Raw genomic sequence first — 23,050 nt, forward strand, 5'->3', positions numbered from 1 at the left:
CCGCGGGCCGCGAGTGCGGAGCACGGGCGCGTCACGTCACGGCTTGCGGGCGAGGCCGCCGTGTTCGCCGATGGGCACCGGGGTGGGGGAGCCGGGCGCAGGGCGCCAGAAGGGGACGGAGACCACACCGGGGTCCAGGAGTTCCAGGCCGTCGAAGAACGCCGTGATCTGGTCGACGGGGCGCAGGAAGTACGGGACCGCGCCGGTTTCGTTGTAGGCGTCCTGGGCCTGTTCGTAGGCGGTGTCGGTGCCCCGTGAGCCGTCGTTGATGGAGAGGTAGCTGCCGGAGGGCAGGCCATCCACCAGGCGGGTGACGATGGCGCGCGCCTGGTCGTAGTCGGCGATGTGACCCAGGATGTTGCTGAGGATCAGGGCGGTGGGGCGGGAGAGGTCGAGCGTCTCGGCGGCGGCCGCCAGGATGCGGTCGGGGTCGGAGAGATCGGCGTCGACGTACGCGGTCGCTCCCTGCGGCGTGGAGGTGAGCAGGGCGCGGGCGTGCGCGAGGACCATCGGGTCGTGGTCGACGTACACGATCCTGGTGCTCGGATCGAGCCGCTGGGCCACCTCATGGGTGTTGTCCACGGTCGGCAGACCGGTGCCGATGTCCAGGAACTGTCCGATGCCCGCCTCGGACACCAGGTAGGTGATGTTGCGGCGCAGGAAGGCGCGGCTGCTGCGGGCGACGGTGACGATGCCGGGGAAGACCGAGCTGTAGGCGTCACCCGCCTCCTCGTCGACGGGGTAGTTGTCCTTCCCGCCAAGCCAGTAGTTCCAGATCCGGGCCGAGTGCGGCACCGATGAGTCGATCTTCAGATGCGCCGCAGATCCGGGCGTCGTGGCGTGGTCGGTCATGGGTAGCGTCCGTCTTTCCACCGAGGCGTGAACTGTTCAACACACAACCTACGTGCCAACCGCCCGGAGGTGTACACCAGTTCAGGTTCTCGGCGCGTTCTTCGGCCCGACAACGCTGTGGGGGCCGATGGGGCCACGGCCGAGGGCCACGGCCGAGCTACCTCTTCCGCTTGTCCCGCAGGGCCAGCACGATCCCGAGCGCGGCGAGCAGCAGGACCACGATCAGCAGCCATGTCGGGGCGCTTTCCAGGCCCTTGTACGCGATCGCGGCCATGTCATCAGGTGTCTGCACAGGCCCTCCGAGGATTCGGGTGCCCTGTCGAGTACCCGCGGTGGCACGGGAAACGCGTCAGCTCCCGCAGGTTGTCCGCCCGCACGGCGTCCGCGAGGATGACCCCCTTCGCGCGAGGGGTCCGCCGGGCCTGTGCTTCCGCGGGGCGGGCGCGGCCGGGAGGGAGGGCATCGCGATGGGATCACACGCGGCAGCCGGGCGGCGCAGGCCGTTCGTGCTCGTGGCGCTCGGCATCACACTGTCCGCCGCCCTGCTGTCCATCCCGAGCGCGGGGGGAGCGCCGCGGTCGGCCGACGCCTGCGGCAGTGTCGGCACCGAGTTGCCGCGCGGCGACTGCGGCCCGTTCTGGCAGGTCGTCGCCGAGGACTTCAACGGCGACCGGGTGCCGCTCGGTGCGTTCAGCGACTGTGACCATCACGCCGACACCTCCGCCGCGTACTGCGACGGTCTCGAAGGCGCCTACCGCGACAACTGGTGGGCCTACCCGACCGGTTGGCGCGACACCTCCAACGACCGGGGCCGTGACGTCGTCGGCGTCTACCACCCGGAGGACACCGTGAGCGTGGGCCCTGCGGAGAACGGCGACGGCCGTATGCGCATCCGGATGTGGCGACCCGCCGACGGAGGCCCGGTCCACGCCGCCGCTGTCGTACCGCGTGCCGTCATGCAGATGAAGTACGGCAAGTACAGCGCCCGCATCAAGGTGACCAAGCCGGCCCCCGGATACAAGTCGGCCTGGCTGCACTACGGCGGAGGCTGCGAGATGGACCACCCCGAGGGCAACTGGTCCGGATCTCTCACCGCCTTCCACCACCCGTGCGGCGGCGGCGAACAGGGCTACTTCCGCGGCGCCGACGAGTGGACCGAATGGCACACGGTGTCGACCGAATGGACCCCGGGGCACGTGCGCTTCTTCGTGGACGGACGGGAGACCGGACACGACACCCGGGGCGTCCCGGATCGACCGCTGTCCTGGATCCTGCAGAACGAAAGCGCCCTGGAAGGCCCGGGAGCGGCGCCCGGCAGCAGCGCTCAGCTGGAGATCACCTGGGTCGCCGCGTACGCGTACGACTGGAAGTAGGCCCGCGGGGCACTCGAGTACCGCCGTGTGGTGTGGGCGGTGGTCTCACGCGCCCGCGGACGGTGAGGTTTCAGCGGGAGCAGTTCGGCAAAGCGTACAAATATGGTGCAAATCGGCTACACGATGATGACCGAGCAGGCGGGCCCCCGTGCGCTCGTCGACGACCTCGTCGCGGCGGAACAGGCCGGGTTCGACTTCTCCGTCACCTCGGACCACTACTTCCCCTGGCTCGACTCGCAGGGGCACGCGCCCTACGCGTGGAGCGTGCTGGGCGCGGCGGCGCAGGCGACCTCGCGCATCCCGCTCATGACGTACGTGACCTGCCCGACGGTCCGTTATCACCCCGCCGTGGTGGCGCAGAAGGCCGCGACGATGCAGCTGCTCTCCGAGGGGCGCTTCCGGCTCGGCCTCGGGTCGGGCGAGAACCTCAACGAGCACGTGGTCGGCGCGGGCTGGCCATCGCCGCAGGTCCGCCTGGACATGCTCGACGAGGCGGTGGACATCATCCGCGCGCTGTTCACCGGCGACAACGTCAACCACCAGGGCACCCACTTCGACGTGTCGAACGCCCGTCTGTGGGACGTCCCCGACAAGCTGCCGCCCATTGGAGTGGCGGTTTCCGGCGGACGGTCCTGCGCGCTGGCCGGGCGGCAGGCAGACCTGGTCATCGCCACCGAGCCCAAGGCCGATCTGATCGAAGCCTTCGACCGGCACGGCGGCAGCGGCAAGCCGCGCGTCGGCCAGCTGCCCGTCTGCTACGACACCGACAAGGACGCGGCCATCGCCCGCGCGCACGACCAGTTCCGCTGGTCGGTCGGCGGCTGGCCCGTCAACTCCGAACTCCCCGGTCCTTCCGGCTTCGCGGGCGCCACCCAGTTCGTCACCCGCGAGGACATCGCCAAGCAGATCCCGTGCGGCGACGACGTCGACGCCTTCGTGGACGCCGTACGCCCCTTCGCCGAGGCGGGCTTCACGGAGGTCGCCCTCGTCCAGGTGGGCGGCGACCGACAACGCCCCTTCATCGACTGGGCGGAGAAGAAGCTGCTGCCCGCGCTGCGCGACCTCTGAGCAGCTCGGACACGGCTGCCGGCCACCGTCCCGGACCGTGGCCACCACCTCAGTTACCTGCCCGCACATCGGGTACCCGTGATCACACATCAGGCCCCCGCGACCCCTCTGGAGCACAGCGTGAACGACACACCTGACCCGGCATCCCCCACCGCGCAGTCCGACTCCCCGGACGTGGTGCAAGTGGTACTCGGCGAGTGCTCCGCGGCCGACGCGGACGCCGTCTTCGGGGTGCTGCGCGCCCACTTCCCCTCCGACCGCGGCGAGGACGCGCCCCACCGCACGGAGCAGCCCCGTCCCGCCGTCTGGACCGGCGGTTTCCTCGCCGCCGACAGCCCGGGTCCGGTGCGGGGCGTGCTGCTTGCGGGGCCCGTCACCGCCGACCTGCAGGGCAGCCCCGTGGCGGTGGACCGACTGCGCGCCACGCTCGAATCGGCCTTCGTCGTCTCGCCCAAGGGCCACGTATCGGGCGACCAGGAGGTACAGGTCCAGCTGCGCCTGACGGGCGCCGAACACGGCGAGCCGCCGCTCCCGGGCCACTGAGCCGCGAGGGATGCCCTGTCCTCGCGCCCGGCGTGTTCGCCTGCGGGTCTTCGAACACGCCGGGCGCCAGGTTGTAGCCGACGTACGTGCTCAGCCCTTGGCGTCGGTCGGGCCGTACCAGACCGTCGTGGCGTTGCAGAACTCGCGGATGCCGTGGCCCGCCAGCTCGCGTCCGTAGCCGGAGCGCTTGATGCCGCCGAACGGCAGACCGGGGTGGGAGGCGGTCATGCCGTTGAAGAAGACGCCACCCGCCTGGAGGTCTCGCGCGCAGCGTTCCATGTCGGCGTCATCGCGCGTCCACACATTCGAGCTGAGCCCGAACGGCGTGTCGTTGGCCAGACTCACGGCCTCGTCCAGGTCCGCCACGCGGTAGAGCGTGGCCACCGGGCCGAAGGCCTCCTCGCGGTGGATGCGCATCTCCTCGGTCACGTCGGCGAGGACGGTGGGGAGGTAGTACCAGCCCCGCTCCTGCTCCTTGGGGCGCTGTCCGCCGCACAGCGCGGTGGCGCCGTGGGCGAGCGCGTCGTCGACGAGCTCCTCCAGATCACTGCGGCCCTGTTCGGTGGAGAGCGGGCCGACGTCCGTCTCCTCGCTCGCCGGGTCGCCGACCGTCAACTCCCGCATGCCCGCGACGAAACGGTCCCGGAAGGCGTCATAGACGTCCGCGTGCACGATGAAGCGCTTGGCGGCGATGCAGGACTGTCCGTTGTTCTGCACCCGCGCGGTCACCGCCGTCGCGGCGGCACGCTCGACGTCCGCGCTCGGCAGCACGAGGTAGGGATCGCTGCCGCCCAGTTCCAGGACGGTCCTCTTGATCTCGTCGCCGGCGGTGGACGCCACCGAGCGGCCGGCCGGTTCGCTGCCGGTGAGGGTCGCGGCTGCCACCCGTTCGTTGCGCAGGATGCCCTCGACGGCGCCTGAGCCGATCAGCAGCGTCTGGAAGCAGCCCTCGGGGAACCCGGCGCGGCGGAAGAGGTCTTCGAGGTAGAGGGCGGTCTGCGGCACGTTCGACGCGTGCTTGAGCAGACCGACGTTGCCCGCCATGAGGGCGGGCGCGGCGAACCGCACGACCTGCCACAGCGGGAAGTTCCACGGCATCACGGCGAGCACGACGCCCAGCGGGCGGTAACGGACGATCGCGCGGGTCGCGCCGGAGTCCTCCACGTCGTTCTGCGCGGGGTGCTCGTCGGCCAGCAATCCTTCGGCGCGCTCGGCATACCAGCGCATGGCCTTCACACACTTGGCCGCTTCCGCCCTGGCCGCCTTGATGGGTTTGCCCATCTCGGTGGTCATGGTCCGCGCGATGAACGCGTTGTCCTCTTCCAGCAGGTCGGCGGCCCGGTTCATGAGCCGAGCGCGCTCGGCGAAGCTGCTGGTGCGGTACTTGCCGAACGCGGCGTGGGCCGCCGCGACACGACGCTCCACCTCCGCGTCCTCAAGCGGTTCGAAGGTCTCGAGCGTCTCGCCGGTGGCGGGATCGACCGTGGCGATGGGCATGCCGTTCCTCCTCGGGACGCCTGGCGCGACCGAGGGTGACCCTGGTGAGGCTCATCCCGGGAATTCGCGCGCGGCTGGGGCTCCTGCGGTGGGTTGGGGCGTCGGGTGATCTGCCGCCGTCCGAACCGGACGGAATCACCCTAGAGCGACATGCGCGGGGAAGCATGCGCATGACTCGCGGGTGCCCGGACCGGCGGCGCGCACACTTCCCCACTGCCGCTGACCGGGTGGGTCAGAGAATCTCCAGCGGCTCCTTGCGGACCGGCGCGGGGAACGCGGCGTCCAGCGCCTCGAGGTCCGCCTCGGTGAGGCTGAGGTCGAGGGCGGCGTGGTTCTCCTCCACATGCGCCGTGGTGGACGCCTTCGGGATGGCGATGACGTCGTCGTGCCGCAGCACCCAGGCGAGCGCCACCTGCAGCGGTGAGCACCCGTGCGCTGACGCCACGGACTCCAGGGCGCGCTGACCGAGGAGGCGTCCCTGCTCCAGCGGCGAGTAGGCCATCAGAGGCATCGAGCGCTCACGGGACCAGGGGAAGAGGTCGTACTCGGGACCGCGGCGGGTGAGGTTGTAGAGCACCTGGTCCGTCTCTGGGAGGGCCCCTTCGGGGAGTTCCGAGAGGTCGTCGACATCGAGATTGCTCACGCCCCAGGCGCCGATGCTGCCGTCGCTCACCAGACCTTCGAGAGCCTCGACCGTCTCGGCGAGCGGCACACCGCCCCGCCAGTGCAGTAGGTACAGGTCGATCCGGTCGGTGCCCAGGCGGCGCAGGCTCGCGTGGCAGGCGTCGACGGTGCCGCGCGCGTCGGCGTTCGACGGCAGCACCTTGCTCACCAGGAACACCTCGTCGCGCCGCCCGCGAATCGCCTCGCCGACCAGCTCCTCCGAGGCGCCGCTCCCGTACATCTCGGCTGTGTCGATCAGCGTCATGCCCAGGTCCAGGCCCCTGCGGAGGGAGGCGAGCTCCTCGGCACGGCGCGAAGGATCGTCGCCCATGCGCCAGGTGCCCTGGCCCAGGGCGGGCACGCTCGCACCGGAGGGGAACGTCACCGTCTTGGCCGCTGTCATCGCATGTCCCTTCTCGTGTCTCTGCTGTGCGGGCGCCGCACGACAGCGCTGGTGCCCGCGTCAGCCGGACTCCATGCCGGGCCGTCACGCCCGGCATGCCCGTCACGCGGAGAACTCCACACTGCCGCATGTCGACGCACGACTGATCACCACCAGTACGCGGGATAGCGCGGCGCGCCGCGCCGGGCGTACGAGGCGGCCCATCCCGCCAGGACGACCACGACGACCGCCCCGGCGAGCAGGGGCACGAAGGTCGCGGGCGCGGGGTGGTGCAGGACGATGACGACGGCGGTGGCGCAGGCCGGCGAGTGCGGAGTGCGCGCCACGGTCATCACGGCGAGGCCGACGCCCGCGGCCAGCGCCGCGGCCCACGGGGCACTGCCGAGGGCGGCCAGGACCGCGTACCCGACGCCCGCGCACAGCAGATGGCCCGCGATCACGCTGCGCGGCTGGGCCAGCGGCGAACTGGGAACGCTGTGCACGATCGCCGCGGATGCCGCGAGCGGGGGTATGAGCACCGGCTCGTGCACGACGGAACCGACTGCCACCAGGGCCAGCAGCACCGCGGTGACGGCACTGATGGTGTGCAGGGCGGTGCCCGTCGGCGGCGGGGCGGGGGCGCGGCCCGCGAGGCGGGGCAGGATGCGGGGACGGACAGGGGGGTGCGGGTGTGGGTGGGCGGGCGCGGGCGGCGCCTCGATCATTTCGTCGGTGCTCAAGTAAGGACGTTCCGGACTTCAGCCGGCGGGAGACCCGGACGGCGGGATGACAAAGGGCAGGAGTCGCCACGGCCGCCTCTGCGGTCGGCAGGGGGTGCGGGCAGCGGCGGCCCGGGGTCGGGGCGTCCGCGTACTCACCCAAGATCCTACGAAGCCCTCTCACGGGACCTGCGGCCAGGTCCCGTGACCACCGTCCTGACCAGGCGCGACACGGCGTCCACGGGGCTCGCCCCGGTGGCGGCGGCGCACCCGGGCAGGTCTACGGGCGGGCCCGCTCGGGCGGGTGAGGTCCCGCGTGCGCTGCTTGTGTCAGGTCCGCCGGACCGGGTTCGGCGTGTGGGGTGGTTGAGAGGGCGGCTTTGCCGGTGCCCCGGAGGAGTACGAGGGAGAAGAGTCCTGCCGCCGCCATGACGGTGGCCGCCCCGACCGCGGCGAAGCCCATTCCGTGGGTGAAGGCGTCGCGCGCGGCCGACAGCACGGTCTTCGCCGTGTCCGCCGGGAGGCGCGCGGCCACGGTCGTCGCCCCGCCCAGGGTTTCGCGTACCGCGTCGGCCTGCGGGACCCCGGCCGGGACGGCGTCGGCCATGTCACGGCTGTAGACCGCCGCGCCGATGGAACCGAGGATCGCCATGCCCAGGGCCCCGCCCAGTTCCTGGCCCGACTCCAGGACGGCCGCGGCCGAGCCCGCACGCTCCGGCGGGGCGGCTCCCAGGGCGAGCTCGTTGGCGAGTGTCATGGCGGCGACCAGACCACCCGCGTAGACCGAGGCGGCGGCCAGGGTGACCCAGAGAGCCGTGTCGGTGCGCACCTGGGTCAGCCAGAGGAAGCCGCACGCGGAGACGAGGAATCCACCGCCCATGACGTAGGCGCGGTCGACGCGCTGCGCGAGCACCGCCGCGGTCGGTGCCATGACGGCCACCCCCGCGGCCGGCACCAGGCTCCACAGCGCCGCCTCGAACGGACTCATGCCGCGGACGGACTGCAGGTACTGCGTGAGGAAGACGGCCATGCCCACCGTGGCGAACATGGCGAGGAGGTTGGCGACCACCGGGCCGCCGAAGGCACGGCGGCTCAGCAGGCCGAGGTCGATCATCGGATGTGCCACCTGCTGCTGGCGGCGTACGAAGAAGAAGCCGAGCACAAGACCCGACGTGATGCCGAGCGCGGGCAGCGGCTCGTAGCCGTGTTGGGCCATCTCCTTGATGCCGTAGATGACCGGGAGCAGTGCGGCGAGCGAGAGCGCCGCGCTCAGCAGGTCGAAGCGGCCCCGTCGCGGCGACTTGAACTCCGGCACCAGGAAAGGAACCAGGACCAGCAGCAGCGCCATCGCGGGCAGGTTGATCAGGAAGACCGAACCCCACCAGAAGTGTTCCAGGAGCAGACCGCTGACCACCGGCCCCAGCGAGATGCCGGTGGTCATGACGGCGGTCCACACGGTTACTGCCTTGCCGCGTTGCTTCGCGTCGCGGAAGAGGTTGCGGATCAGGGCGAGCGTCGAGGGCATCAGGGCGGCGCCGCCGAGTCCGAGGAACGCCCGTACCGCGATGAGCAGTTCGGCCGAGTGCGCGTACGCGGCGGCGACCGAGGCCGCGCCGAAGACCGCGGCGCCCGCGAGCACCAGCGCGCGTCGGCCGATCCGGTCGCCCAGCGCGCCCATGGTGATGAGCAGGCCGGCGAGGACGAAGCCGTACATGTCGAGGATCCACAGCTGTTGTGTGGCGGTGGGTTCGAGGTCCTGGCTGATGTAGGGGATCGCGAAGTAGAGGATCGAGATGTCCATCGAGACCAGCAGCAGCGGCAGCATCAGGACGGCGAGTGCGGACCATTCCCTGCGGCCCGCACGGGGACCGGGTGTGTTCTCCATGCCCGACACGGAATCGGGTCGGCGCGTACGCCGCAAACAACGACCTAGTGCACTTGCTCCCGTAGCGGTCCTGAACTGGGGTGGGCGCGGCTCAGTGCACTAGTACAGTGGGGTCATGGCTGCCGATCCGCCCTATCTCCGCATCGCGCGCGACATCCGCCACCGGATCGACTCGGGCGAGCTCGTTCCTGGTGACCGTGTCCCCTCCACGCGACGCATCACCCAGGAGTGGGGGGTGGCGATGGCGACCGCCACGAAAGCGCTCGGCGCACTGAACCAGGAGGGTCTGGTGCGTGCCGTGCCCGGCGTCGGCACGGTGGTGGCGGAGCCTGTACGGGAACGCCGTGCCGCCACAGGCCAGGGGCTGACCCGCGAGCGCATCATCCGCTCGGCGATCGTCTTCGCCGACGCGGAGGGGCTCGCGGCTCTCTCCATGCGCCGCCTCGCGGCTGAGTTCGGGGCCTCCACCATGGCGCTCTACCGGCATGTTCCGAGCAAGGGCGAACTCGTACGGCTGATGTCGGAGGCGGTGTTCAGCGAGGAACCGCCGGGACCTCGGCCGCGTGGCTGGCGTGCGCAACTGGCGCAGGAAGCGCGGTGGTTGTGGGCACTGTACGAGCGTCACCCCTGGCTGGGGCGGGCCATGGCCGGACTGACCCGGCCGATGGCCTCGCCCCACGCGATGAGGTACACGGAGCGGGTTCTGGGCACCCTGAGCGGGCTCGGGCTCTCGCCGTACCAGATGATCCATGTCCACCTCGCGCTGCTGGGGTATGCCCAGGGCGTCACGCTGGCCATCGAGCTGGAATCCCGGGCGCGACAGGACACCGGCATGACCCCCGAGGAGTGGATGGCGTCGAACGAGCCCCGGATGGACGCGATTCAGACCAACGGTGCCTACCCGATCCTCTCCACCCTGTTCGGCGACGACGACTTCGACCTGGAGCTCGGCACGCTCTTCGAGTTCGGGCTCCAGCGTTTCCTGGACGGGGTCGAGGCGCTCGTCGCCAAGCCCTGAGCGCTGTCAACGGGGGCTGTCAACGCACCAGGCAGGGGCGCTTGTCGTCGAACTGCCAGTCGGGGATGAGGTAGCGCATGCCGACGGCGTCGTCGCGCGCGCCCAGGGCCTTCTGCCGGTAGAGGTCATGGGCCGCCAAGAGTCGGTCCATGTCGAGCTCGACGCCCAGGCCGGGGGCTTCGGGTACGGCGATCTCCCCGTCGACGATGCGGGGCGGGGCGGTGGTGAGGCGCTCCAGGCCCTCCTGCCAGATCCAGTGGGTGTCCAGGGCGTTGTAGTCGCCGGGGGCCGCGGCTCCGCAGTGGGTGACCATGGCCAGGGAGATGTCGAAGTGGTTGTTGGAGTGGCACCCCCAGGTGAGCCCCATCGCGTTGCACAGCTGCGCCACACGTACGGAGCCCTGCATGGTCCAGAAGTGCGGGTCGGCGAGGGGTATGGAGACCGACTGCAGGGCCAGGGCGTGGGTCAGCTGCCGCCAGTCGGTGGCCACCATGTTGGTGGCGGTCGCAAGACCCGTGGCGCGGCGGAACTCGGCCAGGACCTCGCGGCCCGAGTAGCCGCCCTCGGCGCCACAGGGGTCCTCGGCGTAGGCGAGCGTGTCGGTCAGGGGAGTGCACAGCTCGATCGCCTCGCGCAGGGACCAGGCACCGTTGGGGTCGAGGGTGATGCGGGCCTGGGGGAAGCGGTCCTTGAGGGCGCGTACGGCCGCGACCTCCTCGGCGCCCGCGAGGACACCGCCCTTGAGCTTGAAGTCCCTGAATCCGTAGCGGTCGTAGGCGGCTTCGGCCTGCCGGACGATCGCCTCGGGGGTGAGGGCCTGCTCGTGCCGGATGCGGTGCCACTCGACGGAGGACCCGGGTTCGCGGACATAGTCGAGATCGGTGCGGTCGGGGTCGCCGACGTAGAAGAGATAGCCGAGGACGCGTACGGAGTCGCGCTGCTGTCCGTCACCGAGCAGCGCCGCGACGGGGACCTCCAGGTGCCGGCCCAACAGGTCGAGCAGCGCGGACTCGACCGCCGTGACGGCATGGACGGCGGTGCGCAGGTCGAAGGTCTGGGCGCCACGTCCGCCGGCGTCACGGTCGGCGAAGCGGTCGCCGATCTCGCGCAGGACACGCTTGTAGTCACCGACACGGGCGCCGACGACGAGGGACTCGGCGTCGCGCAGGGTCTGGGTGATCTTTTCGCCGCCCGGCACCTCGCCCAGGCCGGTACGGCCCTCGGAGTCCTTGAGGACCACGATGTTGCGGGTGAAGTAGGGGCCGTGGGCGCCGGAGAGGTTGAGCTCCATGCAGTCCCGGCCGGCGACCGGGTAGACGCTGAACGCGGTGACGGTCGGCTGCCTGTTCATGATCAGGAATTCCTCAGGTGTGAGAGACAGGTGTGAGAGAGAAGGGGAGAGGCGGAGTGTGGGCCGGGCCGGTCGGACGCTCCGGGTGGTCAGAGGCTGAGGACGTCCAGCGCCCACTCCACCGCGAGGACGCCGCCCAGGCCGAGGATCGCGAGCACCGTCGTATAGGTGGTGCGGACCTTGATCGCCTCGATGACGGAGAGGTTGAAGTACTCCTTGAAGAGCCAGAATCCAGGGTCGTTGACATGGGAGAAGGCGATCGATCCGCAGGAGACGGCGAGCACGAGCATCTCGGGGTGGACGCCGCTGCCCGCGAGGAGTGGCAGTACGACACCGGACGCGGTGACGACGGCGACCGTGGCGGAGCCGAGGGCGATGCGGAGGATCACCGCGATCAGCCACGCGAGGATGAGCGGAGAGATGGACCAGCCGTCGGTGGTGTCCTTGATGTGATCGGAGATGCCCCCTTCGACGAGGACGTTCTTGAAGGCGCCGCCCGCTCCGATCACCAGGAGGATCATGGCCATGGCCTGGGCCGCCGACGCACAGGAGGCGCTGACGTCGGACAGACTGCGCCCGATGCGCGGCCCGAACGCCCAGACCGCCAGGAGGAGGGTCAGAAGGAGGGCGATCGGTGCCGAGCCGATGAAGGTGACGAAGTGCAGGAACGGGCTCTCGCCGGACGTCGCCATCTCGGTGACGGAGGCACCGGCGATCAGTACGACGGGGAAGAGGGCCACGGCCAGCGACCAGCCCATGCCGGGCATCTCCTCGTCGGTGAACTCGTGCTCGCTGACCAGGCCCTTGGGGATGGTGGGGTTCATCGCCCTGACGAACGGAAGCCGGGGCCAGGTCAGCGCGATCAGCGCGCCGGCGGGTACCGCGATGAACAGGCCGTAGACCAGCGTCAGTCCGACGGAGGCGTGGAACGTGGCGGCCACGGCGGTGGGGCCGGGGTGCGGCGGCAGGAAGCTGTGCATCGTGGAGAGCGTGATGGACATCGGAAGCCCGATCCACAGCAACTTCGCGCCGGTGACGCGTACGAGGGTGAACGCGATGGGCACGATGATGATGAAGGCGACTTCGTAGAACATGGTGACGCCGATGAGCATGGACGTGACCACCATGGCCACCTGGACCCAGCGCGGTCCGAACGCGTCCAGCATCTTGTTGGCGATGCGTTGGGCGGCGCCGGAGTCCCCCATCACGCGGCCGACCATGGCGCCGAGCCCGATGACCAGCATCGTGTCGCCGATCTGGCCGCCGATGCCCTCCGAGAGGACGTCCGGGATCGTGGCCACCGGTATCCCCTGCACCAGCGCGACGCCGACGGCCACGAGGAGAAGGGCGGCGAAGCCGTTCAGTTTCAGTCGGGTCATGAGGAACAGCAGGATCAAGACGCTGACCCCGACTACGACGAGCGGCATTTCAGTTCCCCTTTGAACTGTGGGTCAAGTCGGTGTGGGGGGGTGGGGAGTCAGGAAAGGCCGGGCGTTCAGGCCCCGCGCCGAGCTGCCGAGACCAGATCGAGGCCGGCGTTCAGCACCTTCTCCAGGTCGGCGATGTCGGCCGGGCCGGGGTCGGTGAGGGGCGCGCGCACCGGGCCGACCGGCAGACCGCGGAGCCGGGCGGCGGCCTTGACCAGCGAGACGGCGTATCCCGGCGCCCGGTCGCGCAGCTCGACCAGCGGGACGTAGAACTCCCGCAGCAGCCGGTCCACCGCCGCGTCGTCCTGCTCCCGCAGCGCCGAGAAGAACGCGTCGGCGATCTCGGGGGCGAAGGCGTGCACGGCGGAGGAGTAGGCGGGAACGCCGACGGTGGTGTAGGCGCGGGCCTGGACCTCGGCGGTGGCGGCGCCGTTGAAGAAGAGGAAGTCGTCTGGGGCGGCAAGGGTCAGACGCTGCAGCCGGTCGAGGTCGCTGTGCCCGTCCTTCAGGCCGATGACGGTGGGGATGTCCGCGATCCTGCGAAGCGCGTCGGCGCTGAACGTGACCTGGCCGCGTTGATAGGCGACGAGAGGCAGCCCGGTACCGGCGGAGATGCGCCGCAGCTGTTCCACCAGGCCGTCCTGCGAGGCCTCCACCAGGTAATGGGGCATCACAAGGAGGGCGTCCGCGCCCTCTTCCTCCGCGATCCGGGCGAACCGCAGGGCCTGGGCCCACCCGTATCCGGTGCCTGCCACCACCGGAAGACGGCTGTCGGCGACCTCGACCGTGACCCTGATGACCGTGCGGTACTCCTCCTCGTCGAGTGAGAAGAACTCGCCGGTCCCGCATGCGGGGAACACCGCGCCGGGCTCCGTCGCCAACTGGGCCGTCAGGTAGGCCCGGTAGGCCTCCGCGTCGAGGGCCCCGTCACTCCCCATGCTCGTGAGCGGGAAGGAGAGCACGCCGCGTGCCATGCCCTCTCGCAGGCGGTGGGCAACGTCCCGGGGTGTCGTACCGCGCTTGTCCATGCTGACCTCGCTCACGAATCTCATCTCTATATGCAGATGGCGTCCACGTATGAGAATGGAGGCTAGAGTCATGAACGATCGGGGTCAATGGGCAAGCGCCGCGGATCTACGATGGGTGCATGTCGCAGAGCGGAACGGACCCCGGAGCGGTCCCCGGGGCGGTCCCCGGGGCGGCCGCGGGTGTCCGCGGGGTGAAGTCGGCGCTGCGCACCGTCGCACTCCTCGAACTGCTCGCTCAGCGCGCCGATCGCCCCGCCCGCCTGGACGAACTCGCCGAGGAGTTGGGCGTGCCGCGCAGCAGCATGTACCAACTGCTGCGGACCCTCGTCGACTGCGGATGGGTGCGCACGGACACCACCGGGTCCCTCTACGGCATCGGCATCCGCACCCTGCTTACCGGTACGAGTTATCTGGACGGTGACGCGAGGGTGTGCGCCATTCGCCCCTATCTGGACGAGGCGTCGGACGCCCTGGGCGAGACGATCCACCTGGCGCGGCTCGACGGCTCGCATGTCGTGTACCTCGCGACCCGTGAGTCGCACGAATACCTGCGCACCATCAGCCGGGTCGGCCGCCGCGTCCCCGCGCACGCCGGAGCCCTGGGTAAGGCGTTGCTCGCAGAGCGCCTTGGCGGCGAACTACCGCTCCCCGAGGGCCCGTTGGCTGCTTACACCCCGGCCGCGCACACCGACCGCGCCGCCCTGCTCGTGGACCTGGAGCGGGTGCGTGAGCGCGGTTACGCCATCGACCGCGAGGAGACCGTGACCGGCATCGCGGGCTTCGGCTTCGCTCTGCGGTACGACGTCCCGGCCGTGGACGCCATCAGTTGCTCGGTGCCCGTCGCCCGGCTCACCGACGATCACGAGAGCCGCGTCGTGTCCGTCATGCGGGAGATCCGGACGAAGATCGAAAGCCTGCCGGCCCCTGTCTCGGGCGCTCCGGACTGGCGCTGACAGGGCTTGGGCGCGGCCGGTCAATTCCCCTAGGTGCGCGGGTGGCGGTGGTCCTGCGACTTGATAGGCAAGTCGCCACTTGCCTATGGTGGTGGTCATGTCGGAGGATGTGTTCAAGGCGCTGGCCGACCCCACCCGTCGGCGCATCCTTGATGAGCTGGTGGAACGCAACGGCCAGACCCTGTTCGAGATATGCGCCAGGCTGCTGAACAAGCACGGTCTCGGGCTGTCCCGACAGGCGGTCAGCCAGCATCTGGCCACCCTGGAAACCGCAGGCCTGGTCCACACGCGACGCGAGGGCCGCTACAAGTTCCACGACCTGAACACCGAACCGCTCGAGCACATCGTGACCCGATGGCTCAGGCCAAAAACAGAGGAGCGCACGCCATGAGAATCCACCTGACCAGCGTTTTCGTCGATGACCAAGAGAAGGCCGCACGCTTCTACACCGACGTGCTCGGCTTCGTGACGAAGCACGACGTCCCCGTCGGCGAGGACCGGTGGCTGACCGTGGTCTCACCGGAAGACCCGGACGGCACCCAACTGCTCCTTGAGCCCTCCGGCCATCCCGCGGTACAGCCGTACAAGACGGCACTGGTCGAGGACGGCATCCCGGCGACATCCTTCGCCGTGGACGACGTGGCCGCCGAGTTCGACCGGCTGCGTGAGCTCGGGGTGAACTTCACCCAGGAGCCGCTGGAGATGGGCCCGGTGACCACCGCGGTGTTCGACGACACCTGCGGCAACCTGATTCAGATCGAGCACAGCAAGTAGGCCGGTCGAGCACAGCGAGTAGGTCCGTCGCGCACGGCAGGCAGGTCGATCGAGCACAGCGAGTAAGTCGGTGGCGCGCCGGGACCTCACGGACCACCATGTCCCGCATGAGCGACCAACCCGAACGCTGGAGCCAGGCAACCACCTACCCCGACATGTGGGCGGACCCGGACGACGACCCCCGCAACAGCGACGGAGTCAGTCCGGACGGTGAACTGGCGACACTGCAGGACTTCCTGACGAGCTACCGCATGACCCTGAAGATGAAGTGCGAGGGCCTGGACGCGGAGCAACTGGCCCGTCGCTCGGTTCCGCCGTCGACCCTGTCGCTGCTCGGCCTGCTGCGGCACCTCGCCGAAGTGGAGCGGGACTGGCGCAACTGGATCAGGGACGGCGAGCCGCTGCCGAAGCTGTACGGCGCGCGCGACGCGGACTTCCACGGAGCTGTCGGCGAGCAGGCCGTGGTCGATGGCGCCTACGCCGATCTGGCGCGCGAACAGGCGGCGCTCGACGCCGAACTGGCCGAACACCCCGACCTGGGGGAGCGGTTGGGGAAGGACGGCTTCGCCGTGCGCGAGCTGATGGTGCACAGGATCGAGGAGTACGCCCGTCACTGCGGGCAGGCCGACCTGTTGCGCGAGTGCATCGACGGCAGGGTGGGTCAGTGACGGGCGAGGGCGAACGGTTCCGCCGCGAACATCTCCTGATGCGCGCACGCTCCTGATGTGCGCGGGCGGCTGACTCAGGCGCCGGCCGGGAGGCGAGGCTCGCGGCGCATCGACCACAAGGTCGGCCCGCCGCCCGGCAGTTGCACTTCGCCGAGCACCGTGAAGCCGAAGTGCTCGTAGACCGGGAGGTTCGAGGGCTTGGACGATTCCAGGTAGGCGGGCAGGCCGTCGGCGTCGGCCTTGGCGAGTCCCGAGCGGAGGAGGGCGGCTCCGTGGCCCTGGCCCTGGTAGGCCGGGTCCGCGCCGACCACGGCCAGGTACCAGTGCTGCTCCTTGGGGCCGTGCTCGGCGGCGGCCGCCGCGGCTTCCTGGAACAGCGCGGCCCGGTCGCCGAGAATCTCCACGAGCTCCTGGATGGTCTCCGCGTCGGGAACAGCCTTGTCCTGCGCGCCCGGCGGCACCCAGTAGGCGGCTGCCGCCGGGGTGTGCTCGCAGACACCGTGGTGGACGTACTGCCGGGTGAAGAGCGTGGAGAAGTAGCGTCCGAGCCCCGCGTCGCGCGTGGCGTCGTCGGGGAAGAACCAGCGCATCATCGGGTCGTCGTCGAAAGCACGGGCCAGCGTCCGGCCGAGCTGCGAAGCGTCGTCGATCGTGGCCGTCCTGGGAGTATTCGTTGTCGACATGCGGGTCATTCTGCCCCCGATGATCTTCGGCGGCCGGACCGGGGCCCCGGCGACAATGAACTCGCGCCCCGCCGGGCGCTGAACTTATCCTCTGACGGGTGCCGGGCGGGCCTTGCCCTTTCTCGTCCGCGGGTCCGAATCCCGCCGGTGCCGGTGCCGCGGCCGACTCGTACGAGAGCTGTACGTCCGATGTACGTCCGCCTTCGCTGACTGGAGTTCGCATGAGCACGCCCGCCCCCGCCGCCGCGGTGTTCGTCGGCCCGGAACAGACCGGGGCCCCCGGGCGAGGGCAGATCAGCGTCTTGTGGGCGCTCGGTGACCGTACGAGGGATCTGGACGCCGACGTCGTCCGCCTGGCCCCGGGCGCGAGCATCGGCGATCACACGGAGGAGTTCGGGGTCCTGCTCGGCGTGCTGACCGGCACAGGCGAACTTCGCACCCCTGACGACTCCTGGCGGCTCGCGCCGGGCACCCTGGCCTGGCTTCCCGCGCGTCTCGCCCGTTGCGTCACCGCGGGGGAGGACGGGCTCGTCTACACCACCGCCCATCGTCGACGTCCGGCCCTCGGCGCCGATCCGGGCACCGGCTCCGACGCGGGCGAGCCGGTCTGCCTGCTCGGCCGCGTCTGCCCCGAGTGCGGCCGGCTCGCCGCCGAACGCGACGCCCGCTACTGCGCCCGCTGCGGAACGCCGTTGGCCGACTGACGGACGGGGCGCGGGCACGGGCGGGCGCAAGCGTGCACAGGCCCACGCGGAAGCCGGCAGCCGGTCGGCGCCGCCGTCAGTTGTCCACGTCTCCGTACGTCGTGCCGACCTTGAGCCCGTCGATCCAGTTGATGACGCGCTTGTCCTCGACCTCGGAGCCGTACGAACCGAAGCGGGTGTCATTGCCCAGATCGTCCCAGGTCCGGCCGGAGAACTCGGCGACCTTGGTGCCGTTGTAGAAGGCGGACACCCACCCGGCGGAGGCATCGGAGGAGGTGTGGATGCCGAGCACGACGCGCTTGTACGTGCTGGTGGTGACGGGCGTGGACCACTTCAGGGTCCACTTCTCGCCCACCTCGATGTGGAACAGCTTGAGAGCGCCGCCCTCGACCTTCATCAACACCGGGTAGTTCTGCCGGTGCTGATCGTTGGTGCCGTACGACTTCCACTGGAAGATCGTGCCCGCGTCCGGGGTGTTGGTGGAGGTGTCCCAGCCGATCCAGTACGTCGAGTCGTTCTCGAAGGTGTAGCGCGAGCCGCCGACGGTGATCCCGTGCGCCTCACAACGCTCAAGGCCGATCGGCTTGTTGAACTTGAAGACTTGGCCGCGGCCGTCGTTGTTGTCCTGCGCGGAGACGCTGCCGGGCGAGTCGCACAGCGTCGAGGAGAACACGCCGGTCCCACCGGAGGCGTCGCCGTCCCAGATGACGGAGGCGTCGGCGGGTGCGGCGGTGAGCAGGACCAGGCAGGACGCGGCGGCCGTGAGCGTGCCGGTTCGCTTGCGCATGAGGGGCTCCTTGCGAGTGGGGGGAGGGGCTCGCGTGGCTCTGTGTGACCCTGGGTGAAAGACAGAGAGTAAGCGGTTTCTAGCATGGCTCAGCCCGAACCCTCAAGGGGCGGAAGGCAGTTGAGCCGCTGCCCGCAGAAACCGGTATCGGCCACAAGCCGACCCGTCGGAGGTGGTGACGTCACGCCGATGCCCCACGGAGCGGCTCGCCGACTACTGGGTCCTCGTCTCGAAGACGCCGTTCTCCGGCGACTCCCTGGAGGACGCGCCGCTCCATGCCCGGCGTGGTGGCCGTCCACCGGGAGGACCGGGCCCAGCGCCCCACACGGATCGACCTGCGAGGGGCGACGGGCCGGTACGTACGCGTCCAGCTGGAATCGCCGACCGATCCGCTGTCGCTGACGGAGGTGGCTGTCAGGGCCAGGCAAGGTCCGTCAGGGCGGCGATCAGCCGAGGACGAGCGGGAGTTTCTTTGCCAAGTCGCCCAGTTCGGACTTCTCCGCCTCGGACGCGGCGCGCCGCCCCGTGCCGACAAGGAGCGCGTCCGTGTCGGAGAAGGACGGGGGGAGGGCGGTGCCGACGAGCTGCTCCAGCATCTCGCGGCTCCTGGCCAGCCCTTCCGCGGGCGGCCCGGCCACGTCCGGGAGGTGGGCGATGAGGTCGAGGTGGTGCAGGGTCCACTCCATGACGTACGTGGTGAGGTAGTCGCCCGTGGTGAGGACCTCGTCGCGGGTGCTCACGCGGGCGTCGAGGTCGGCGAGCCCGGCGGCGCGGCCGGCGGCCGAACCCACGTCATCGAGGTGGAACTTGAGCAACCGGGGCTCCTGGTACGCGGCGGCCAGCCGGACGGTCAGCGCGTCGAGCGGGTCCTCGCCGGTCGGCGGTGTCGCGGAGACGTCCCAGTAGGTCAACGCGTCGCGGGTCGGCTCCGCCTCGGCGGGGGTCACGAGGGTGATCAGGACGTCCTGGGCGTCGACGATCAGATGGCACACCAGGTCCCGCACGAGCCAGCCCGTACAGCCGGACGGCTGCGCGAAGGCGTCGTCGGGAAGTTCGGCGACCGCCGTGCGCAATGCCGTCCACGAGCGTGAGAAAAGATCCACGGCGCCAAACTAGTGCGGTGCCGCGAAGGGGGACAAGGCCGCGATCGCGGTCCCCTGTCAGGGAGGCCCGCCCTCGCCCACCCCTCGCGGCGGAGTGCTATTCCAGCGGGGTGGCCCGGATCGCGGAGATGTCGAACTGCAGCCGGACCTTCTCGCTCACCATGGCGCCGCCCGTCTCCAGACGCTGGTTGTAGACGAGGCCCCAGTCGGTGCGGTCGATGGTGGTGGTGCCGTCGAAGCCGGCCCGCTCGAATCCGAAGGGGTCCACGACCGAACCGAGGTAGTCGAGCTGCAGCTCGACGGGCCGGGCGACTCCTCGGATGGTCAGCTCCCCGGCCATACGGAAGGTCTCCCCGCCCTCATGGACCGTGGAGGTGCTGCGGAACGACATCTCCGGGTGACGCCGCGCGTCGAAGAAGTCGCGCCCGACGAGGTGCGCGTCCCGCTGTTCCACGCCCGTGTCGACACTGTCGACCCGGATGACGATCTCGGCCCGCGATGCGGAGGGCCTGGCACCGTCGAAGTACAGCGTGCTGTCGTAGTCACCGAAGGCACCTCGCACCGTCGTGACCATCGCGTGCCGCACGGAGAATCCGATGCGGCTGTGCGGGCGGTCGATGGTCCACTCCCCGGTCAGCGCTCGAAGCGCCGGGTCGAGTGTGGCACCGGAGGTTGCCGAGAACTGCGTGTGGGGGCCGACGGCCGGCATCGGCTCGAGGGTCGGGGTCTGGCGACGGCTGAAGATACCCATGATGTCGCGTCGTCTCCTTCGGATTTGATCACTCCGTGCTATCACGCCGATGACGAACGCCACTCAGCAAGATGGGACGTCTCGTCCGGGTTCGACGCCACGGGTACGCAAAGAAACACAAGATCGACACGAATGTGGATGCACGATTGCGTCGCCTTGCATCACACACCGTCACATCGGCGCGTCAATGGCGTGCCGGGCATGGATGGGTCGTCCGTTCGCTGGGGTCGGCCGAAGTGTCATCTGCATTCGGCAGGTGCATACTTGAAATAATTCTGAGGGTGGGAGGCGCAAATGATCGCACTCGGAATCATCCTGCTCATCATCGGTCTCGTGGCAGGCATCTCCATCCTGTGGACCATCGGTGTCATTCTCGTCATCATCGGTGTGATCCTGTGGATTCTCGGATCTGTCGGTCATGCGGTGGGCGGGCGAAAGCATTATTGGTAGGCGGGTCGGCTTTCCCGATGCGCCCCGCGGGTCCTTCGGGCCCGAAGCGCGGGCATGCGGACGGCTCCTCCGGGTAGCAGGCTGAACTCGATCAACCTGCTGGACGGAATGGAGTCGGTGCATGGCCGACATGGGCGCAGGGCAGCGGACGCACTCCGCTGCCCAGGGGAGACTCGACCATGTGCGCCAATGGTGGCGGCGGGCCTGGGACACACCGGGCTATGAGCGCCGCACTCTGTTCCTCGTCCTGAAGAGCACGCTGGCCGCGACCCTGGCCTGGGTGGTTTCCTACTACGTGCTCGATGCGCCGTCACCGGCATTCGCGCCGTTCTCCGCGGTGCTGATCATGCAGGTGACGGTGTACCAGTCGCTGCTGCAGTCGCTGCGTTACCTCGGCGCGGTGACCGTCGGCGTGGCCATGGTGGCGGTGCTGGGCTTCCTGGGCGGCCCCGACCTGCTGACGTTCGTCCTGGTCGCCCTGGTGGGCCTGTCCATCGGACGCTGGCCCGCGCTCGGGGTGCAAGGCACACAGGTGGCCACCGGGGCCTTCTTCGCCTTCTCCACCTACGCCGCCGCCACGTCCGACACCCAGAAGATCACCCAGCTCGGAGAGATCATCCTGCTGGTCCTCATCGGCTGCGGCATCGGCGTCATCGTCAACACCACCGTGGCCCCGCCGATGCGTTACCGCAGCGCCGAGCAGGGGATCCGCTCGCTGTCCACCGCCCTGAGCGAGCTGGTGAACGACATCTACCCCGCGCTGCGCGAGGACGACGTGGACGAGGAGCGCTGCAGACAGTGGCGTCAACGGGCCGAGCAGGCCGGAAACCAGATCACGCAGGCGCGGGAAGGCTTCCGTACGGCTGAGGAGAGCCTCTACTTCAACCCTCGGCGACTGCTGCGCAGGTACCGGGGGCGGACTTCGTTCGAGGGGTACGGAGCAGTGCTGGGAGCCCTCGAACGCTCCCTGTACCAGGTGGCGTCACTGACGCGCGGCCTGCATCAGTGGCAGGAGGAAGACGGCGGGGGCCGGGAAGGCGGAGAGAGCCGACACGACGACCGCGCCTTTCTCGACGACTACGCAGACTTCCTCGAAGCCCTCGCGAAGATCGGCGAGGTGCTCGGCCGACTGGACGAGGACACCCTCGCGGAGCAGTCCCGGCAGCTGGACCGGCTGGCCGACGAGGCCCAGGAATACTGCCGGAACGTGACCGACGGAGCGAGCCGGGCCGGCCTTCCGCTGGCCGACCCGGCTCGTCCGTACGGGGTGCTTGTCGTGGAGTCCGGCAGACTCATGGAGGAATTCCGGTACGCCTGCGACGTGCTCCAACGGTATGTCGATCAAGAGGCGTGACAATGCTCTGCGGTCAGTGGTGTCCGTGGGCGCTGGAGGAAGCGCCGCCGAAGAGCCGCGCGAGGGCGCGGAAGGGAAGGGTGACCACCGTGGCAATGGCTCCACCGATGGCTCGGAGTACATCTGCAATGGCCTTCAGCATGAGGGACCTCCAAAGAACGTCTTTACTCGCTCGTCTTGCTTGCGTGCGCGTCCTGCTTGCCGCGAGTTCGTTATCTGCCGTACGGCTTGTTCACTACCGGCTGCCCCGCGAATGACGGCGAAAACGTGGGCCGCTAAAACGGGGGCTTCATCCCGCGCCCACTCCGCTCTCCAAAGCCTGCTTGATTAGGGCTGATCCAACCGGGAACGCCTCCATGGATACATCCGCTGTCGCTGACGAATGGAGCTCCGCATGCGCGCGCTGTCCCTGGTATGCACGCTGAATTCCTCACCCACCGCATCCAGCAGTCACACACTGTCCGATCAGGTGATGGCCGAGTTCGAGAAGCTGGGGGTCGAGGTCGAGACGGTCCGGGTGGCCGACCACGACATCCACCCCGGTATCGCGGCCGACCTGGGCAACGGCGACGCCTGGCCGGCCCTGCGCGAGAAGGTGCTGGAGGCCGACATCGTGCTGCTGGCCACGCCGATCTGGCTCGGCCACCCGTCGAGTCTCTGTCAGCGCGTCCTCGAGCGTCTGAACGCGGACATGTCGGAGACCGACGACACCGGTCGGCCCCTGATGTACGGGAAGGTCGCGGCGGTGGCCGTGGTCGGCAACGAGGACGGTGCCCACAAGGTGAGCGCGGACGTCTTCCAGGGCTTCAACGACCTCGGCTTCTCGCTGGCACCCCAAGCCGTCACCTACTGGGTGGGCGAGGCGATGCAGGGCACCGACTACCAGGATCTGGACGAGACCCCCGAGTCCGTCGCCTCCGCCACCCGCTCCCTCGCCGCCAACGCCTTCCACCTGGCCGAGCTGCTCGCCGAAAAGCCCTATCCGGCGCCCTGACACCCCTTCACCGGGCAGATTCG

The 23,050-nt window shown here is 69.7% G+C and carries 26 protein-coding genes; 12 read left to right on the top strand and 14 right to left on the bottom strand.

Annotated elements, in window-relative coordinates; translation table 11 throughout:
• Positions 1 to 36: 36 nt before the first annotated feature.
• Entirely contained in the window at positions 37 to 852 is an 816-nt protein-coding gene (locus AB0I94_RS14185; protein WP_363309805.1) for an SAM-dependent methyltransferase, read from the bottom strand.
• Between the two features lie 157 nt (positions 853 to 1,009).
• Entirely contained in the window at positions 1,010 to 1,144 is a 135-nt protein-coding gene (locus AB0I94_RS14190; RefSeq protein ID WP_363309806.1) for a hypothetical protein, read from the bottom strand.
• A gap of 175 nt (positions 1,145 to 1,319) precedes the next feature.
• Here AB0I94_RS14190 and AB0I94_RS14195 point away from each other — a divergent pair, with 175 nt between their 5' ends.
• The 3 genes from AB0I94_RS14195 to AB0I94_RS14205 all read left to right on the top strand — a co-directional run bounded on the left by AB0I94_RS14195 (position 1,320) and on the right by AB0I94_RS14205 (position 3,836).
• Entirely contained in the window at positions 1,320 to 2,225 is a 906-nt protein-coding gene (locus AB0I94_RS14195) for a glycoside hydrolase family 16 protein (RefSeq protein ID WP_363309807.1), read from the top strand.
• A 102-nt stretch (positions 2,226 to 2,327) separates the two neighbouring features.
• Positions 2,328 to 3,293 (top strand): LLM class F420-dependent oxidoreductase, encoded by a 966-nt coding sequence (locus AB0I94_RS14200; protein WP_363309808.1) that lies wholly within the window; start codon positions 2,328 to 2,330, stop codon positions 3,291 to 3,293.
• 120 nt (positions 3,294 to 3,413) lie between these two features.
• On the top strand, positions 3,414 to 3,836 hold the full coding sequence (locus AB0I94_RS14205) for a hypothetical protein (protein WP_363309809.1): 423 nt from the start codon (positions 3,414 to 3,416) through the stop codon (positions 3,834 to 3,836).
• Positions 3,837 to 3,926: 90 nt separating this feature from the next.
• On the opposite strand, the gene AB0I94_RS14210 is transcribed toward AB0I94_RS14205, so the two are convergent.
• The 4 genes from AB0I94_RS14210 to AB0I94_RS14225 all read right to left on the bottom strand — a co-directional run bounded on the left by AB0I94_RS14210 (position 3,927) and on the right by AB0I94_RS14225 (position 8,982).
• Positions 3,927 to 5,333 carry an NADP-dependent succinic semialdehyde dehydrogenase gene (locus tag AB0I94_RS14210; protein WP_363309810.1) on the bottom strand — a complete coding sequence of 469 codons (1,407 nt, stop codon included), beginning with the start codon at positions 5,331 to 5,333 and terminating at the stop codon, positions 3,927 to 3,929.
• Between the two features lie 232 nt (positions 5,334 to 5,565).
• Positions 5,566 to 6,399: an aldo/keto reductase gene (locus tag AB0I94_RS14215; protein ID WP_363309811.1), complete on the bottom strand. Its 834-nt coding sequence runs from the start codon at positions 6,397 to 6,399 to the stop codon at positions 5,566 to 5,568.
• A gap of 146 nt (positions 6,400 to 6,545) precedes the next feature.
• The gene (locus AB0I94_RS14220; protein ID WP_363309812.1) at positions 6,546 to 7,118 is read right to left on the bottom strand and encodes an HPP family protein; all 573 of its coding nucleotides are present in this window, start codon (positions 7,116 to 7,118) and stop codon (positions 6,546 to 6,548) included.
• A 259-nt stretch (positions 7,119 to 7,377) separates the two neighbouring features.
• Complete coding sequence (locus AB0I94_RS14225) at positions 7,378 to 8,982, bottom strand: MFS transporter (RefSeq protein WP_363309813.1); 1,605 nt, start codon at positions 8,980 to 8,982, stop codon at positions 7,378 to 7,380.
• Between the two features lie 115 nt (positions 8,983 to 9,097).
• On the opposite strand from AB0I94_RS14225, the gene AB0I94_RS14230 reads away from it, so the two are divergent.
• On the top strand, positions 9,098 to 10,000 hold the full coding sequence (locus AB0I94_RS14230) for a TetR/AcrR family transcriptional regulator C-terminal domain-containing protein (RefSeq protein ID WP_363309814.1): 903 nt from the start codon (positions 9,098 to 9,100) through the stop codon (positions 9,998 to 10,000).
• Between the two features lie 19 nt (positions 10,001 to 10,019).
• On the opposite strand, the gene AB0I94_RS14235 is transcribed toward AB0I94_RS14230, so the two are convergent.
• From AB0I94_RS14235 to AB0I94_RS14245, 3 genes are all read right to left on the bottom strand, one after another.
• A complete protein-coding gene (locus AB0I94_RS14235; protein ID WP_363309815.1) occupies positions 10,020 to 11,351 on the bottom strand; it encodes an enolase C-terminal domain-like protein in 1,332 nt (443 codons plus the stop codon).
• Between the two features lie 89 nt (positions 11,352 to 11,440).
• Positions 11,441 to 12,778, bottom strand: coding sequence for a gluconate:H+ symporter (locus AB0I94_RS14240; protein WP_363309816.1), 1,338 nt, complete (start codon positions 12,776 to 12,778; stop codon positions 11,441 to 11,443).
• Between the two features lie 68 nt (positions 12,779 to 12,846).
• Positions 12,847 to 13,806 (bottom strand): 5-dehydro-4-deoxyglucarate dehydratase, encoded by a 960-nt coding sequence (locus tag AB0I94_RS14245; protein WP_363309899.1) that lies wholly within the window; start codon positions 13,804 to 13,806, stop codon positions 12,847 to 12,849.
• Between the two features lie 119 nt (positions 13,807 to 13,925).
• Between AB0I94_RS14245 and AB0I94_RS14250 the strand changes: the two genes are divergently transcribed.
• From AB0I94_RS14250 to AB0I94_RS14265, 4 genes are all read left to right on the top strand, one after another.
• Positions 13,926 to 14,759 (top strand): IclR family transcriptional regulator, encoded by an 834-nt coding sequence (locus AB0I94_RS14250; RefSeq protein ID WP_363309817.1) that lies wholly within the window; start codon positions 13,926 to 13,928, stop codon positions 14,757 to 14,759.
• Positions 14,760 to 14,856: 97 nt separating this feature from the next.
• Entirely contained in the window at positions 14,857 to 15,150 is a 294-nt protein-coding gene (locus AB0I94_RS14255; protein WP_363309818.1) for a metalloregulator ArsR/SmtB family transcription factor, read from the top strand.
• Positions 15,147 to 15,533 (top strand): VOC family protein, encoded by a 387-nt coding sequence (locus tag AB0I94_RS14260; RefSeq protein WP_363309819.1) that lies wholly within the window; start codon positions 15,147 to 15,149, stop codon positions 15,531 to 15,533. The genes AB0I94_RS14255 and AB0I94_RS14260 overlap by 4 nt, the downstream gene beginning before the upstream one ends.
• Positions 15,534 to 15,631: 98 nt before the next feature.
• Positions 15,632 to 16,201 (top strand): DUF664 domain-containing protein, encoded by a 570-nt coding sequence (locus tag AB0I94_RS14265; protein WP_363309820.1) that lies wholly within the window; start codon positions 15,632 to 15,634, stop codon positions 16,199 to 16,201.
• 74 nt (positions 16,202 to 16,275) lie between these two features.
• Here AB0I94_RS14265 and AB0I94_RS14270 read toward each other — a convergent pair whose 3' ends face one another.
• A complete protein-coding gene (locus AB0I94_RS14270; RefSeq protein WP_363309821.1) occupies positions 16,276 to 16,893 on the bottom strand; it encodes a GNAT family N-acetyltransferase in 618 nt (205 codons plus the stop codon).
• Between the two features lie 212 nt (positions 16,894 to 17,105).
• Here AB0I94_RS14270 and AB0I94_RS14275 point away from each other — a divergent pair, with 212 nt between their 5' ends.
• On the top strand, positions 17,106 to 17,588 hold the full coding sequence (locus AB0I94_RS14275; protein ID WP_363309822.1) for a hypothetical protein: 483 nt from the start codon (positions 17,106 to 17,108) through the stop codon (positions 17,586 to 17,588).
• Positions 17,589 to 17,664: 76 nt separating this feature from the next.
• Here the strand turns inward: AB0I94_RS14275 and AB0I94_RS14280 are convergent, their stop codons facing one another.
• The 3 genes from AB0I94_RS14280 to AB0I94_RS14290 all read right to left on the bottom strand — a co-directional run bounded on the left by AB0I94_RS14280 (position 17,665) and on the right by AB0I94_RS14290 (position 20,229).
• On the bottom strand, positions 17,665 to 18,375 hold the full coding sequence (locus AB0I94_RS14280; RefSeq protein WP_363309823.1) for a hypothetical protein: 711 nt from the start codon (positions 18,373 to 18,375) through the stop codon (positions 17,665 to 17,667).
• Positions 18,376 to 18,821: 446 nt separating this feature from the next.
• The gene (locus AB0I94_RS14285) at positions 18,822 to 19,478 is read right to left on the bottom strand and encodes a maleylpyruvate isomerase N-terminal domain-containing protein (RefSeq protein WP_363309824.1); all 657 of its coding nucleotides are present in this window, start codon (positions 19,476 to 19,478) and stop codon (positions 18,822 to 18,824) included.
• Positions 19,479 to 19,575: 97 nt separating this feature from the next.
• Positions 19,576 to 20,229, bottom strand: coding sequence for a YceI family protein (locus AB0I94_RS14290; RefSeq protein WP_363309825.1), 654 nt, complete (start codon positions 20,227 to 20,229; stop codon positions 19,576 to 19,578).
• 294 nt (positions 20,230 to 20,523) lie between these two features.
• Here AB0I94_RS14290 and AB0I94_RS14295 point away from each other — a divergent pair, with 294 nt between their 5' ends.
• Positions 20,524 to 20,679 (top strand): DUF6131 family protein, encoded by a 156-nt coding sequence (locus AB0I94_RS14295; RefSeq protein WP_363309826.1) that lies wholly within the window; start codon positions 20,524 to 20,526, stop codon positions 20,677 to 20,679.
• 121 nt (positions 20,680 to 20,800) lie between these two features.
• The gene (locus tag AB0I94_RS14300; protein WP_363309827.1) at positions 20,801 to 22,033 is read left to right on the top strand and encodes an aromatic acid exporter family protein; all 1,233 of its coding nucleotides are present in this window, start codon (positions 20,801 to 20,803) and stop codon (positions 22,031 to 22,033) included.
• Between the two features lie 13 nt (positions 22,034 to 22,046).
• Here AB0I94_RS14300 and AB0I94_RS14305 read toward each other — a convergent pair whose 3' ends face one another.
• A complete protein-coding gene (locus AB0I94_RS14305; RefSeq protein WP_272902850.1) occupies positions 22,047 to 22,175 on the bottom strand; it encodes an LPFR motif small protein in 129 nt (42 codons plus the stop codon).
• A gap of 252 nt (positions 22,176 to 22,427) precedes the next feature.
• Here AB0I94_RS14305 and AB0I94_RS14310 point away from each other — a divergent pair, with 252 nt between their 5' ends.
• Positions 22,428 to 23,027, top strand: coding sequence for a flavodoxin family protein (locus tag AB0I94_RS14310; RefSeq protein WP_363309828.1), 600 nt, complete (start codon positions 22,428 to 22,430; stop codon positions 23,025 to 23,027).
• Positions 23,028 to 23,050: the final 23 nt, after the last annotated feature.

Source organism: Streptomyces sp. NPDC050147 (assembly GCF_040660195.1).
GTDB lineage: Bacteria > Actinomycetota > Actinomycetes > Streptomycetales > Streptomycetaceae > Streptomyces.

Coding starts and splice junctions, on each gene's coding strand:
- AB0I94_RS14260 (WP_363309819.1), top strand. CDS start 15,147: ATGAGAATCCACCTGACCAGCGTTTTCGTCGATGACCAAGAGAAGGCC.
- AB0I94_RS14295 (WP_363309826.1), top strand. CDS start 20,524: ATGATCGCACTCGGAATCATCCTGCTCATCATCGGTCTCGTGGCAGGC.
- AB0I94_RS14240 (WP_363309816.1), bottom strand. CDS start 12,778: ATGCCGCTCGTCGTAGTCGGGGTCAGCGTCTTGATCCTGCTGTTCCTC.
- AB0I94_RS14225 (WP_363309813.1), bottom strand. CDS start 8,982: ATGGAGAACACACCCGGTCCCCGTGCGGGCCGCAGGGAATGGTCCGCA.
- AB0I94_RS14230 (WP_363309814.1), top strand. CDS start 9,098: ATGGCTGCCGATCCGCCCTATCTCCGCATCGCGCGCGACATCCGCCAC.
- AB0I94_RS14235 (WP_363309815.1), bottom strand. CDS start 11,351: ATGAACAGGCAGCCGACCGTCACCGCGTTCAGCGTCTACCCGGTCGCC.
- AB0I94_RS14255 (WP_363309818.1), top strand. CDS start 14,857: ATGTCGGAGGATGTGTTCAAGGCGCTGGCCGACCCCACCCGTCGGCGC.
- AB0I94_RS14185 (WP_363309805.1), bottom strand. CDS start 852: ATGACCGACCACGCCACGACGCCCGGATCTGCGGCGCATCTGAAGATC.
- AB0I94_RS14275 (WP_363309822.1), top strand. CDS start 17,106: ATGAGCACGCCCGCCCCCGCCGCCGCGGTGTTCGTCGGCCCGGAACAG.
- AB0I94_RS14300 (WP_363309827.1), top strand. CDS start 20,801: ATGGCCGACATGGGCGCAGGGCAGCGGACGCACTCCGCTGCCCAGGGG.
- AB0I94_RS14280 (WP_363309823.1), bottom strand. CDS start 18,375: ATGCGCAAGCGAACCGGCACGCTCACGGCCGCCGCGTCCTGCCTGGTC.
- AB0I94_RS14195 (WP_363309807.1), top strand. CDS start 1,320: ATGGGATCACACGCGGCAGCCGGGCGGCGCAGGCCGTTCGTGCTCGTG.
- AB0I94_RS14210 (WP_363309810.1), bottom strand. CDS start 5,333: ATGCCCATCGCCACGGTCGATCCCGCCACCGGCGAGACGCTCGAGACC.
- AB0I94_RS14250 (WP_363309817.1), top strand. CDS start 13,926: ATGTCGCAGAGCGGAACGGACCCCGGAGCGGTCCCCGGGGCGGTCCCC.
- AB0I94_RS14245 (WP_363309899.1), bottom strand. CDS start 13,806: ATGGACAAGCGCGGTACGACACCCCGGGACGTTGCCCACCGCCTGCGA.
- AB0I94_RS14270 (WP_363309821.1), bottom strand. CDS start 16,893: ATGACCCGCATGTCGACAACGAATACTCCCAGGACGGCCACGATCGAC.
- AB0I94_RS14290 (WP_363309825.1), bottom strand. CDS start 20,229: ATGGGTATCTTCAGCCGTCGCCAGACCCCGACCCTCGAGCCGATGCCG.
- AB0I94_RS14215 (WP_363309811.1), bottom strand. CDS start 6,399: ATGACAGCGGCCAAGACGGTGACGTTCCCCTCCGGTGCGAGCGTGCCC.
- AB0I94_RS14200 (WP_363309808.1), top strand. CDS start 2,328: ATGGTGCAAATCGGCTACACGATGATGACCGAGCAGGCGGGCCCCCGT.
- AB0I94_RS14310 (WP_363309828.1), top strand. CDS start 22,428: ATGCGCGCGCTGTCCCTGGTATGCACGCTGAATTCCTCACCCACCGCA.
- AB0I94_RS14305 (WP_272902850.1), bottom strand. CDS start 22,175: ATGCTGAAGGCCATTGCAGATGTACTCCGAGCCATCGGTGGAGCCATT.
- AB0I94_RS14265 (WP_363309820.1), top strand. CDS start 15,632: ATGTCCCGCATGAGCGACCAACCCGAACGCTGGAGCCAGGCAACCACC.